The sequence below is a fragment of the Variovorax sp. 10N420 genome (assembly GCF_056394705.1).
The window spans coordinates 47,485-60,623 of sequence record NZ_JBFTIJ010000021.1 but is presented as its reverse complement, the minus strand read 5'-3'; the positions used below and the strand labels follow the sequence as shown (position 1 = coordinate 60,623).

Here is a 13,139-nt window from a genome sequence, read left to right as displayed (position 1 = left end):
ATCAGCGAAGCCCTCTATTATTACACGATTTTCAGAAGATTCGAAAAACTTTTGAAGTTTTTTTCTTCCCCCTCTCCGCTCATCTCAATACCACCCCGGAGAGCAACATCAAGATCCGTGTTTAGCGGAGCCTTCGATTATGACACGGTAAAAAGACCATATCAATTCAAAGGTCTTCGCCTGCTTGGCCTGCTTTCTCACGAGCGTTAAGGCAGCCAATCCAGCGCAGCTCTCGATTATGCCACGCTTTTAAAGCGATCCTGCACACTCGTCCCGGTCGAATGCGGTTGAACGGCGTCCTACAAAATCCTTCACCACGCTCGGCCGAGTTCTCCATCATAGGCCCGCTTTCAGTTGTGCGTGGAGGCATTCGGCCCCTTCCGCTCAGAGCGGTCATCACGGTCAAGCGTGGTGCCCAACTCAGATAATGCAGTCCATACATGGCACTCATTACTCTTCTCGACGCCCAATTGGCATTCGGACACGTCCCGCTACTGGATCACGCGGACTTTTCACTCGTGGAATCGGAACGTATCGGCCTCATCGGCCGCAACGGTGCCGGCAAGTCTTCACTTCTCAAGATCATCGGGGGATTGGAGAAGCCCGATGACGGGACCCTCCAGGTCCAACAAGGGCTAAGGACTACCTACGTTGCGCAAGAGCCATCTCTCGACATGGAGGCCAACGTCTTTGTAGCTGCGAGCGCAGGGCTGTCGGAAGTGATCGCCATTCGGGATCAATACCTGTCCGGCGCGCCGGGTGTTGATCTCGATGCGCTTCAATCGCAGATCGAAGCGTTTGATGCCTGGAACTGGGAGCAGCGGGTCGAGGAAACATTGCATCGCCTTCATCTGGACGGCGCGGCGCGGGTCGGTTCGCTTTCCGGCGGTACGCGCAAACGCGTGGCGCTCGCGCAAGCGCTCGTCGCCACACCCGACGTGCTGCTTCTCGACGAGCCTACCAATCACCTTGATCTCGACTCGATCGAGTGGCTCGAGCAGTTGTTAATCGACTTCAAGGGCAGCGTGGTGACGATCACGCACGATCGGAGCTTTCTCAACCGGGTGGCGACCCGTATCTTGGAACTGGACCGGGGGAAGCTGAACTCCTATCCGGGCAATTTCGAGCAATATCTCGTACAGAAGGACGAGCAGCTTGCACGGGAAGCAGTAATCAACGCAAAAGCCGACAAGCTGCTGGCCCAGGAGGAGATCTGGATCCGCAAGGGAGTCGAAGCGCGCAGGACGCGAAGCCAGAGCCGCATCAATCGCCTTGAGGCACTGAGGGCGAACCGGGCCGCAAGGCGGGACGTGCTCGGAAGCGTCAACATGGACGTCTCATCCGGCCAAGGCAGCGGAAAGATCGTCGCTGAACTGACTGACGCCTCCAAGACGTTCGGCGACAAGCCAGTGATCCGCGGCTTCACCAGCACGATCCTGCGCGGCGACAAGGTAGGTTTGATTGGCCCCAATGGCGCAGGCAAGACGACCCTGTTGAAGTTGATCCTCGGCGAACTGGAGCCGGACAGCGGGAAGATTCGACGCGGGACCAATCTGCGAGTGGCCTACTTCGACCAGATGCGCAATGCGCTCAACCTCGACGCAACGCTGGAAGACTTCATCAGTCCAGGAAGCGAATGGATCGAGATCGGTAGTCAGCGCAAACACGTGAAGAGCTACCTTGCAGACTTCTTGTTTTCACCCGCACGCGCCCATTCGCCTGTACGGTCGTTGAGCGGAGGAGAACGCAATCGGCTGCTGCTGGCGCGTCTGTTCGCGCGTCCCGCAAATGTGCTGGTTCTGGACGAACCGACCAACGATCTCGACATCGACACACTGGAGCTCCTTGAGGATCTACTCCAGAACTATGACGGGACCGTGTTCCTCGTGAGCCACGACCGCACCTTCCTGGACAACGTGGTCACGAGCACGATCGCGTTCGAAGGCGACGGCAAGTGGCGCGAGTATGAAGGCAGCGTGCAGGACTGGTTGACCCAATCGAAGCGTGCACGAGAGATTGCAGAGGAGCGAGCCGTGGCGGCGGCCCCTGTCGCGGCAGCACCTCCGCCAGCCCCTGCTGCACCGCAGCGCACGGGGACGAAGAAAAAACTTTCCTACAAGGAACAACGAGAGTTCGAACTGCTCCCCGCGCAGATCGCAGCTCTCGAAGACGAGCAGAAGCGCATCGCCGACGCGCTGGATCAGGATGGCAGCGCCATCTACGCGAATGATCCATCTCGAGCAGCCGAGCTTGCCGAACGCCACGCAAAGATCGAAGAAGAGTTGCTGGCGGCCCTCGAACGTTGGGAAGAACTCGGCGCGGCCGGCGAGGGATAACGGCGTTATTGTCTGACGCGAGCTGGGCTATGGCCGCGCTTAGCATGCGGCGTCCTGACTTTACAGACCCCGCATGCATTCATTCCGGATGGTCCGACGGTGCGCCGCAATGGCCCTGCGCCTTTGCGTGGCATCCGGCTTTGTCTTGTGTCTCTCCGCCTGCGCACAGCTGCCCCAGGACGTGCAGAGGCCGGTCTCAACAGCTTTAGCGACAGCCTCGGACACTCCTTTGGCCGCGATCGTCAGGCAACGCCAAGAGGCTGCAGCCACCCGCTTCGACTCCGGTTTCCTCCTGCTCGAGGGGCCCCAGGCCGCCTACGGAAGCAGACTCGCGCTGGTACAAGGCGCGCAGAAGACATTGGACCTGCAGTACTACGCGATTCACGCCGACGCGAGCACGGCGCGTCTACTCATTGGCGTACGCGAAGCGGCCCGGCGGGGCGTGCATGTGCGCGTACTCCTCGACGATTTCCACAGCACGGGCCGCGACGCGCTTGTGATGCGTCTCGCCTTGGAGCCCAACATTGAAATGCGAATGTTCAATCCCTTGGTCGGTGGGAGAGACTCGACTCTGGGGCGCCTCGTAAGCTCGCTCGACGATGCTTCTCGCATTCAGCAGCGCATGCACAACAAGCTGTTCATCGCCGACAACGTCATGGCTGTCGCGGGGGGCCGCAACCTGGGGGATGCCTACTTCGGCAACGACAAGAGCGCAAACTTCATTGACCTCGATGTGCTGGCGGCAGGACGGATTGTGCGCGACCTTTCACGGACCTTCGACGCCTATTGGAACAACGAGCGAGCCTATCCGGTGCAGTCCCTCGTCACGCGCAAAGAGCTCGACAAGTTGCGCAGCGACGCACGGGCGGCGGACGCCACAGAGCGAGAACGCGCCCCGAGTGGCGCCGCACCGCCTCAGGTGGATGGTGCACCCCCCTCCGCCGCTCAGCGTGCTCACGCATGGGACGAACAACCGATGGATCTCCGCGAGGCCGCGTTCGTATGGGCTCCCGCGGTCGTACTCGTCGATAAGCCAAACAAGATTCCCCTCGACGGATCAAAATCAGATGCGAGCGACTCCAAACTTGCACAGGCCCCGGTCGTCAGCGGCAAGTCGGCACGTCCTCCAGGCTCGCGCCCGAACAGTTCCATGGATGCGGCAGCCAACGCTGCAGAAGACGGCGACACCGTCGTCGAAGGCCTTTTGCAACTGATCGGCCTCGCCCGACACGACCTGCTGATCATCTCTCCCTACTTTGTCCCCGGTCCGGAAATCAAACATGCCTTCGCCGCCGCTCGCGCACGCGGCGTCAGTATTCGCGTACTGACGAACTCGCTTTCATCAAATGACGCTCCCATCGCTCATGTGGGCTACGCGCGGCATCGGGAGGAACTTCTCTCGATGGGCATCGAACTCTACGAGTTGCGCAGCGAACAAGCGGGCCTGAGTAGCGCCCTCGGCGCAGGGAGCAACGTTGCCGGCGAATCACGGTCGATGCTCCATTCGAAGGTGCTGGTTCTTGATGGGCGTCTTCTGGTGGTCGGTTCGATGAACCTCGATCTGCGCTCGCAACTTCAGAACACGGAAATCGCATTGCTGATTCGAAGCAATGAGCTTTCACGGATAGCGACCGACAATATCGAGAAGGCCTTTCGAGAGGGTGCATGGCACGTTGAGCAACGCGATGGCCATCTGGTTTGGCGGGCGCCGGCAGGCAGCGGGGTGGCGGACGCCATGTCCGAGCCCGACACCAGTGCCAGTCTGCGTTTGCTGCTCAAACTGCTGGGTCCACTCGCCCCCGACAAACTGCTTTGAGAGGCGCGTCTCGGCGCCTAGACCTGATCCCGCACACGGGTGAATACTCGCCAGAATGCAGCATCCTGCCCCGTTGCGAAGTTGATGCGCATCAGCGTGGTCGGAGGTCGTCTTGCATGAAATAGCGAGCCTGGCGCGATCAGATAGCCCTCGTCGAGCATGCGTTGCGTCAGTACATCCGTGTCGACGCCCGTGTCGAGCCAGCCGAAAAGTCCAGCAGGTTCGGAAGCCAGCGTGCATCCCGCACCCAGGGCCAGCTTGACTGTGCGCCCGCGCGCGCCATCGAGGCGCAGTCGAATTCGCTCTGCGTGCCGGCGCAATTGACCTTGATCGATGCACCAGGCCAATGCTCGCTCCAACAACGACGGCGTGGTCAAAGTCGCGATCAGCTTCGTCTCCAGAAGTCGCCCGACCATCTCCGGTGAAGCCGCCAGAAAACCGATGCGCCAGTTGGGCGCGAGGATCTTTGCAAATCCGCTGACATAGATGGTGCGCTGCAAGCCGTCGAGCGCGCAAAGACGGGTCGCGTACTCGGGCGCGAGGTGGCTGTATGTGTCGTCTTCGACGATGTGAAAGTCGTGCTTGTTGGCCAACTGGAGGACGCGGTGGGCGCTGCCGGGCGACAGGCTGTACCCGGTCGGGTTGTGCAGCACGCTGACACTCACGAAGAGCTTGGGACGGTGACCTTCGCCCGCGTTGCAATAGCGCTCCATCACGTCCAGGTCCGGGCCGTCGGCATGGCGCGGGACGGGCAGGATTCGCATGCCGAGCGCTTGGAGCCGCGCGAACTCGAGCGCCCACCCGGGTTCCTCGACCATCACCGGATCTCCGGGCCGCAGCAATGTCCGGCTCACGATGTCCAGCGCATGCGTAGCGCCCACCGAGGTCACGATCTGCTCGGGACCCGCCGGTACGTTGATGCGCGCAAGCTTGGTGGCCAGGCTTCGCCGGAGCCCACTGTCGCCCGCTGGCTCGCCGTACTGCAGCGAAAACTCTTGCAGCGACTTGGTGTTCGTCACGCGACGCACGGCCGCAGGCATGAAGGTCGATTCCAGCCAATCGGGCGGAAACACACCCATGCCGGGCTGTGGCTTGTCGCTGGGCCGGTAAAACATGCCGCGGATCAACATGCTGGCGTCTGCTGCGACCGTCTGCGCCTGCGGTGGCTGCGCGGCAAAGGTCATGCGGGCAGGCGCGTTTCCGGCGGGCGCAGCAGAATCACGCACATAGAAGCCTTTTTGACGCCGCGCCTCGACCAACCCCTGAGCAAGAAGCTGGTCGTAGGCTGCAACCACCGTGTGCGCACTGACGCCCTGCTGCCGCGCACATTCACGGACAGAAGGCAAGCGCGCCCCCGGGGCGAGCAGGCGGTCCCGGATACGTTCGGCAAAGCGATCGGCGAGCTGCCCTGTGAGCGACTGTGTGGACGTTCGTGTCAGCATGCGATTCGGTTCTGTGTTGATCATCAGACCAATACAGACTGCCTTCATTGTTTGAGAAACTGTATAGGAACTGTAATGGTCATGAGTTTAGACTGTGGCCTATGAACTGGCAAGAATTCACCACGCTGCTGGTACTGGCCACGGCGATGAGTTTTTCGCCAGGGCCAAACACCACTCTGTCCACGGCTCTGGCTGCCAACAGAGGCTTGCCGCATGCCATGCGATTCGTGATCGCCGTCCCTGTCGGATGGACGCTGTTGCTGCTGCTTTGCGCAGCAGGCATCGGGGCCCTTGTGGTGGCGGCCCCATCCTTGCGGCTGGTCATCAAGGCCTTCGGCATCCTCTATCTCCTGTGGCTCGCATGGAAGCTCAGTGGAAGCGCCACGCTTGCGCAGGCAAACGGAAATAGCGAGCAACTCGACGTCGGCTTCAAGCAGGGCGTTCTGCTTCAGTTCCTCAACATCAAAGCGTGGCTTCTGGCATTGACGCTGGTTGCTGGCTGGATCGCGGGCCACGCTGATGCGTTGCACCGTTTCGCAATCGTTGCGCCCGTGATGCTCATCTACGCCTTCGCCAGCAACTTCAGCTATGCAGTGGCCGGCGCGTTGCTCCGCCACTGGCTGGCGCACGGCCGCCGGCTGCTCTGGTTCAACCGCGCCATGGCGGCCGTACTTGTGCTCACAGCGTGCTGGATGGTCGGCGTATGAAGATCAAGGACGAGACGCTTGGCATGTGGCTCGGCGTGCTCGGTGTCGCCTTCTTTGCCGTGACGCTGCCCATGACACGGCTCGCCACAGGCACGCAAGCGGCGCCGCAACTCTCGCCCTGGTTCGTGACGCTGGGTCGCGCGGCCCTCGCCGGCGTTCTTTCGGCCATCTTCCTGCTCGGCACGCGCGCTCCCCTGCCGCGGCCGCATCAATGGAAAGCGCTGGTCATGGCCGTGCTGGGCAATGCGATCGGTTACCCGCTGCTTCTGGCCTATGCGCTGCGTGTGGTCACTGCGAGCCATGCCGCCGTGGTCACGGCACTATTGCCGCTCGTGACAGCCGCGTGCGCTGCCTGGGTGCTGCATCAGCGTGCGAGGCTGGGCTTCTGGCTTTGCGCCATCGCAGGCAGTGCGCTGGTGCTGGTTTTTTCGCTGCTGCGCGCGAACAGCCAAGGCGCGAGCTTCGGCTTCGAATGGGCCGACGTGCTCTTGGTTGGAGCTGTGTTTGCGGCCTCTCTCGGCTACATATACGGCGCGCAAGCCACGCCTGCACTGGGCGCTGAACGTGTCATCTGCTGGGTCTGCGTACTTGCATTGCCTGTGACGCTGCCGGGAACGCTGTTGCTTTGGCCACAGCAACCGATTGCCGGGTCCGCCTGGGTCGGCTTCGTCTACGTCGGAGTGTTCTCGATGTGGGTCGGCTTCTTCGCCTGGTACCGCGGCCTGGCAATGGGCGGCGCCTTGCGCGTGAGCCAGACGCAACTGCTGCAACCTTTTCTTTCCATCCTCGCCGCCATTCCCCTGTTGGGCGAGCCGCTCGATATCGTTACGCTCGGCTTTGCCGCCGCGGTGGTCGCCACCGTGGTTGCGGGGAAGAAGCTTTCGCAACCGCGGGCCCGTGCCGCTCTCGCCACCGCTTCGCGATAACGATTCATACATTCACGGAGTCATGACATGAACTGGAAACTCGCCGCACGCGCCGAAAAGATGAATCCTTCAGTGATTCGCGAAATCCTCAAGGTGACCGAACGCCCAGGCATCATCAGCCTTGCCGGGGGCCTGCCCTCGCCCAAGACCTTCCCCATCAGCGAATTCGCCGAAGCCTGCGCCGAAGTTCTGCACAAGGATGGCCAGGCGGCCCTCCAATACGCTGCCAGTGAAGGCTACGGTCCGTTGCGCGAAACAGTCGCGGAAATGCTTCCGTGGAACGTGGACCCTGCACAGGTGCTGATCACGACCGGCTCGCAACAAGGTCTTGATCTGATCGCCAAAGTGCTGCTGGATCCCGGCAGCCACGTGCTGGTCGAAACGCCGACCTATCTCGGCGCGCTGCAAGCTTTCTCGCCCATGGAGCCCCTCCCCATCAGCGTCGCGAGCGACAACGAGGGAGTGGTCGTCGACGACATGGTTGCCAAATCGAATGACGCGCGGTTCGTTTACCTGCTGCCCAATTTCCAGAATCCGACCGGTCGCACGATGACTGAAGAGCGGCGTGCAGCGGTATCGGCCGCGGCGGCAAAGGCAGGCCTGCCCATCGTCGAAGACAACCCCTATGGTGAACTCTGGTTCGACGAAGCGCCGCCGCTGCCGCTCACCGCTCGCAACCCCGAGGGGTGCGTCTATCTTGGCTCCTTCTCGAAAGTGCTTGCGCCCGGCCTGCGCCTGGGCTTCATGGTGGCACCCAAGTCGATCTATCCGAAGTTGCTGCAGGCCAAGCAGGCGGCCGATCTGCACACGCCGAGCTTCAACCAGCGAATGGTCTCCGAAGTGATGCGCGAGGGCTTCCTGAGCCGCCACGTGCCGACCATCCGCGCGCTGTACAAGCGCCAGCGCGATGCGATGCTCGCAGCGCTCACTCGCGAAATGAAGGGCCTGCAGGTCGAATTCAACAAGCCTGCGGGCGGCATGTTCCTGTGGCTGCGCCTGCCCCAAGGCATGAACAGCGTCGAGCTCCTGCCCAGAGCGGTCGAACGCGGCGTCGCGTTTGTTCCAGGCCTCCCCTTCTACGCTGGCGAAGGCGATCCGCGCACGATGCGTCTCTCCTTCGTCACTGCAAGCGTCGACGAAATCGACACGGCCATTGCCGCCTTGGCAGATGCGGTTCGCGAGCAGCTTGCGCACAGTGCCGCGGCCGAAGTTCAGCGCCAGTTAGCCGCCAGCCCCACCTGAGATCGCACCAAGGTAGTCCGACATGCTCAACATCTGGGGGCGCATCAGCTCCATCAACGTACGCAAGGTAGTTTGGTGCGCACAGGAACTCGGGCTCGACTTCCAGCGCACCGAGGCAGGTGGAAAATTCGGTGTCGTCCAAACGCCGGAATACCTGCAGCTGAATCCGAATGCCATGGTGCCGGCGATCGACGACGGCGAAGGCGAGGACCGGGTCGTACTCTGGGAGTCGAACGTGATCGTGCGCTATCTCTGCGCCAAGCATTCGACAGGAAAGCTCTACCCGGAAGCCCTCGCTCAACGTTTCGATGCCGAACGGTGGATGGATTGGCAGCAAACCACCTTGAATGCGGTCAGCGGCGGCGCGTTCAAGCAATGGATACGCACCCCGGCATCGCAGCGACAGCCCGAAGTGATCGAATATTCAGTTCGCGCGACGGAGCCGTTATTCGCTTTGCTGGACGCCCATCTTTCGACGCGTGCTTTCATGCTTGGAGACCAGTTCTCGATGGCCGACATCCCGGTCGGTTGCGAAGCGCATCGCTGGTTAGGGCTGCCGCAAACCGAATATGCGCACCCCTCGTGGCCGAATGTGGAGCGCTGGTTTGCAGACCTGCGCAGTCGGACGGGTGCGCGCGGCGTGCTCGACCTTCCACTTGAATGACACAGATGAAAACTCGCCCGTTCAAACAAGTCGACGTCTTCACCTCGACGCCCTACTTCGGCAACCCCCTGGCGGTGGTGCTCGACGGGACCGGGCTCGACGACGTGACGATGCAACGCTTTGCGGCCTGGACACACCTGTCCGAGACCACATTCCTGCTGCCCCCCACCGATCCGGCGGCCGACTACCGCGTGCGCATCTTCACTCCTGGTGGCGAACTGCTCTTCGCGGGCCATCCGACGCTCGGCAGTTGCCACGCGTGGCTGCAGGCCGGCGGAAAGCCCAAGGCGGGCAACCGCATCGTCCAGCAATGCGAAAGCGGCCTGGTGCCGATGCACAGGGAGGGCGATCGCCTGACCTTCGCCGCACCGCCTTTGCGGCGCAGCGCACCCAGTCCGACGATGCTGGCGAAAGTGGCGGCAGCGCTGGGCATCCGCGCTCCACAGATCGTCTCGGCGCAGTTGCTGGACAACGGCACTGTCTGGCTGGGCCTGCTGCTGGCCGACGCTGACACGGTGCTTGCGCTCAAGCCCGACCATCGCGCCTTGTTCGAACTCGGCTACAAGGTCGGTGTCGCCGGATTGTCTGCAGCTGAATCACCCCAGCTAATCACGCGCTCGAATCGCGAAGCGCGAGCATTCGTGCGCTCGGACGAATCGGCCCCGGGCATCGAAGTACGAGGATTTGCAGCGCCGGTCGGCGTCGAAGAAGACCCGGTCACCGGAAGCTTCAACGCCAGCCTCGCGCAATGGCTGATCGCCGACGGCCATCTCCCGGAACGCTACGTGGCGACCCAAGGGCAAGTGCTGGGCCGCGATGGACGCGTCCACGTCATGCGCGACAGTGACGGCCAGGTCTGGGTGGGCGGCGACTCGGTCACCTGCATCGACGGAATCGTCACGCTCTAGGCTAGCGCGATGAAAGCGCGACTGGACCATCTGGTGATTGCCGCGGCGACCCTGGACCAGGGGGTGCAGTGGTGCGAGGCCACATTCGGTGTGCTACCCGGTCCTGGCGGCGCGCACTCTCTGATGGGCACGCACAACCGTCTGATGAAGATCGGCGCGGCAGATTCGCCGCGCCTGTATCTTGAAGTCATTGCGATCGATCCCGCCGCAGCATCGCAGCGGAACCCAATGAGACAGCGGTGGTTCGACTTGGACGATGCCGCACTGCAAGCGACGCTAGAGCGCGAAGGCCCACGACTGGTGCACTTCGTCGCAGAAGTCGCGGACGTTCATGCCGCAGTCCAGATGCTGAGCCAAGAGCGGCTCGATCGTGGCCGCGTGATCGAGGCATCGCGCGATACGCCAGCCGGTCGCCTGTCGTGGCAAATCACGGTACGCGATGACGGTCAGCGACTGTTCTACGGTGCATTGCCGACATTGATTCAGTGGGGCCCCGTGCATCCGAGCGACAGCATGAGCGATTCGCGAGTTGCCCTGCGTTCGCTGAGCATTGCACATCCGCGTTCGACGGACCTCGCCTCTGCGCTCCGCGCGATCGGCCTGACGGGCGTATCTCTGGCGAACGGCGCACCCGATCTTCACGCTGTGTTCGACACGCCGCGCGGCACCGTCGCGCTCCACTCCCGAGGAATCTGATCATGTTGACCGCCTCCGAATTCGCCTGGTTCAGCCTCGCCGCGCTCATACTGGTGCTGACGCCCGGGCCCAACATGATCTATTGCGTCTCGCGCGCGCTGTGCCAGGGCCGTGCCGCCGGCTTGATTTCGCTCGCCGGCGTGCTGCTCGGATTCGTCATGCACCTGATGGCAGCAGCGCTCGGCCTCACGGCGCTGTTGATCGCCGTTCCCTTCGCATTCGACGCCATCCGTCTCGCCGGCGCCGCCTATCTCCTATGGCTGGCCTGGCAAACCGTGAAGCCCAATGGCACCGCGCCGTTCGAAGCACGACTGCTGCCGCACGACAGGCCGGCCAAGCTTTTCAGCATGGGCTTCCTGACCAACCTGCTCAACCCCAAGGTGGCCATGTTCTATCTCTCCTTTTTCCCGCAGTTCCTGCATCCCGACCGCGGCTCGGTACTGTTGCAGAGCCTGGCGCTCGGCGCGGTTCAAATCCTCGTCAGCGGCGGGATCAATATGCTGCTGGTCTTGGGCGCGGCAAGCATCACGGGCTTTCTGTCGAGGAGCAAAGCTTGGCTCCTCGCGCAGCGGTACGTCATGGGCAGCGTGCTCGGCGCGCTCGCCGTTCGCATCGCCCTAATGGATCGCAAGTGATGAGATTCAGCCGCGAAGAGATCGAATCCGCGTTGAGCACCGTCCACTCGGCGATGCCGCCCACGCCGCAGTACGCATGGCCGTTGCTCGCGCAACGCCTGGGATGCACGGTTTGGACCAAGCACGAGAACCACACGCCGATCGGCGCTTTCAAGCTCCGCGGCGGACTCACCTATTTCGAGACGCTGGCACGCGATCAACCTCGGATTCGGCATGTCGTCAGTGCCACGCGTGGCAACCACGGCCAATCGGTCGGCTTTGGCGCTCGACGCCACGGTATCGCCGCCACCATCGTGGTGCCCCATGGCAACTCGCTCGAAAAAAATGCAGCCATGCGGGCGCTGGGCGTGACCCTGGTCGAGCATGGCGACGAGTTCCAGACGGCAAGCGAGCACGCCGCCGTGTTGGCCGAACGCGACGGATTGCATCGCGTCCCTTCGTTTCATCGCGAATTGGTGCGCGGCGTGGCAACCGGCTGGATCGAGTTCTTCGAGGCCCTGGCGCCTGCTCCGCCGGATGTCCTGTTCGTGCCGATCGGCCTGGGTTCCGGCTTTGCGGGCGCAGCGGCTGCCCGCGCACATTGCGGCGTGTCTACTCGGCTGATCGGCGTCGTCTCGTCGCACGCCACCGCATATCTCGACTCATTTCGAGCCGGAACGGTGGTCGAGGCACCCGTCAGCACCCGCCTGGCCGATGGCATGGCTTGTCGAACACCTGTCCCCGAAGCGCTGGAGGTGCTCAGGCGCGAGGCCGACGACATCGTCTCTGTCGCCGACGGCGAAATCGCCGAGGCGATGCGAATTCTTTTTACTGACACACACAATGTGGCCGAGGGCGCGGGTGCCGCCGCGCTTGCGGCCGCAATCCAACAGCGCTCCCGTTGGCAGGGAAAGACGGTCGGCATTGCGCTGTCCGGCGGCAATGTCGACGCCGATATGTTCGCGGGTGTGATCACCGGATCCTGATCCCAAAAGCACACGCAACCCCGCTGTTCGTTTGTCGTATGTAAGTGGTAGACGAAGACTACAATCCCGCTCCCTTCAGCAACCGACATGGGATTGCCATGAACAAGCGCGTCATCGTCGCTGACGATCATCCAATCATCAGAGCCGGCGTGCGTATGGTGTTGAAAGACGCCTTGGACATCTCCGTCGTCGCCGAAGCCGATTCGCCGCAAGCGCTGATCGCCGTGCTGGCCGAGACACCCGCTGACTTGCTGATCACCGATTTTTCGATGCCGGGCGGAGAAGAAGCAGACGGCCTCGCCCTCGTCCAGCGCATCCGCCGCCTGTACCCCGACATGCCGGTCATCGTGCTCACCATGATGAGCAACGTCGGCGTGCTCGGCGCCATCCTCGCCAGCGGTGTGCGCGGCCTGATCGACAAGGCCTCGGGCATGAACGAGATCGCGATCGCGATTCAGGCGGTGGGTCAAGGTCGCGACTACATCAGCACCACTTTCAAGCACAACCTTCAGCAAAGCCAGTTCGACACCGAAGTCGGCGCCTTCGCGCGCCTGTCGCCGCGCGAAGGCGAAGTCCTTCGACTTTTCGCTTCGGGATTGACCGTGTCCGCGATTGCGGAACGTCTTTCGCGCAGCATCAAGACCGTCAGCCGCCAAAAGTCCGATGCGATGGCAAAGCTGGGTCTCAAGAGCGATCTGGAGATCTACGTCTTTGCGCGCGAACACAACCTGATCTCCTGAGTATTCAGCTTTCCCGTCGCCGCCGCGACCTGAAGTTTCCGAACCACTGGTCAAAATCGAGC

12 protein-coding genes are annotated in these 13,139 nt (G+C 62.3%); 11 read left to right on the top strand and 1 reads right to left on the bottom strand.

All coding sequences use genetic code 11. The features are described from left to right. The first annotated feature begins 440 nt into the window (after nt 1-440). Together AC1DEK_RS28905 and AC1DEK_RS28900 are read left to right on the top strand one after the other, a co-directional pair. Nucleotides 441-2,336 (top strand): ATP-binding cassette domain-containing protein, encoded by a 1,896-nt coding sequence (locus tag AC1DEK_RS28905; RefSeq protein WP_478128760.1) that lies wholly within the window; start codon nt 441-443, stop codon nt 2,334-2,336. Between the two features lie 109 nt (nt 2,337-2,445). Next, complete coding sequence (locus AC1DEK_RS28900) at nt 2,446-4,152, top strand: phospholipase D family protein (RefSeq protein WP_478128759.1); 1,707 nt, start codon at nt 2,446-2,448, stop codon at nt 4,150-4,152. Nucleotides 4,153-4,169: 17 nt separating this feature from the next. Here the strand turns inward: AC1DEK_RS28900 and AC1DEK_RS28895 are convergent, their stop codons facing one another. Then, nucleotides 4,170-5,594 (bottom strand): aminotransferase-like domain-containing protein, encoded by a 1,425-nt coding sequence (locus AC1DEK_RS28895; protein WP_478128758.1) that lies wholly within the window; start codon nt 5,592-5,594, stop codon nt 4,170-4,172. A gap of 101 nt (nt 5,595-5,695) precedes the next feature. Here AC1DEK_RS28895 and AC1DEK_RS28890 point away from each other — a divergent pair, with 101 nt between their 5' ends. The 9 genes from AC1DEK_RS28890 to AC1DEK_RS28850 all read left to right on the top strand — a co-directional run bounded on the left by AC1DEK_RS28890 (nt 5,696) and on the right by AC1DEK_RS28850 (nt 13,077). Next, the gene (locus AC1DEK_RS28890) at nt 5,696-6,301 is read left to right on the top strand and encodes a LysE family translocator (protein WP_478128757.1); all 606 of its coding nucleotides are present in this window, start codon (nt 5,696-5,698) and stop codon (nt 6,299-6,301) included. Further along, a complete protein-coding gene (locus AC1DEK_RS28885) occupies nt 6,298-7,227 on the top strand; it encodes a DMT family transporter (protein ID WP_478128756.1) in 930 nt (309 codons plus the stop codon). Before AC1DEK_RS28890 ends, AC1DEK_RS28885 begins: the two co-directional genes overlap by 4 nt. A gap of 27 nt (nt 7,228-7,254) precedes the next feature. Further along, nucleotides 7,255-8,469, top strand: coding sequence for an aminotransferase-like domain-containing protein (locus AC1DEK_RS28880; protein WP_478128755.1), 1,215 nt, complete (start codon nt 7,255-7,257; stop codon nt 8,467-8,469). Between the two features lie 22 nt (nt 8,470-8,491). After that, on the top strand, nt 8,492-9,133 hold the full coding sequence (locus AC1DEK_RS28875) for a glutathione S-transferase family protein (protein WP_478128754.1): 642 nt from the start codon (nt 8,492-8,494) through the stop codon (nt 9,131-9,133). 5 nt (nt 9,134-9,138) lie between these two features. Continuing rightward, a complete protein-coding gene (locus tag AC1DEK_RS28870) occupies nt 9,139-10,041 on the top strand; it encodes a PhzF family phenazine biosynthesis protein (protein ID WP_478128753.1) in 903 nt (300 codons plus the stop codon). Between the two features lie 9 nt (nt 10,042-10,050). Next, the gene (locus tag AC1DEK_RS28865; protein WP_478128751.1) at nt 10,051-10,737 is read left to right on the top strand and encodes a VOC family protein; all 687 of its coding nucleotides are present in this window, start codon (nt 10,051-10,053) and stop codon (nt 10,735-10,737) included. 2 nt (nt 10,738-10,739) lie between these two features. Then, nucleotides 10,740-11,372, top strand: a complete 633-nt coding sequence (locus AC1DEK_RS28860) for a LysE family translocator (protein WP_478128750.1) — start codon at nt 10,740-10,742, stop codon at nt 11,370-11,372. Beyond that, a complete protein-coding gene (locus AC1DEK_RS28855) occupies nt 11,372-12,337 on the top strand; it encodes a threonine dehydratase (protein WP_478128749.1) in 966 nt (321 codons plus the stop codon). The genes AC1DEK_RS28860 and AC1DEK_RS28855 overlap by 1 nt, the downstream gene beginning before the upstream one ends. 98 nt (nt 12,338-12,435) lie before the next feature. Next, nucleotides 12,436-13,077, top strand: coding sequence for a response regulator (locus AC1DEK_RS28850; RefSeq protein ID WP_478128748.1), 642 nt, complete (start codon nt 12,436-12,438; stop codon nt 13,075-13,077). Nucleotides 13,078-13,139 lie beyond the last annotated feature (62 nt).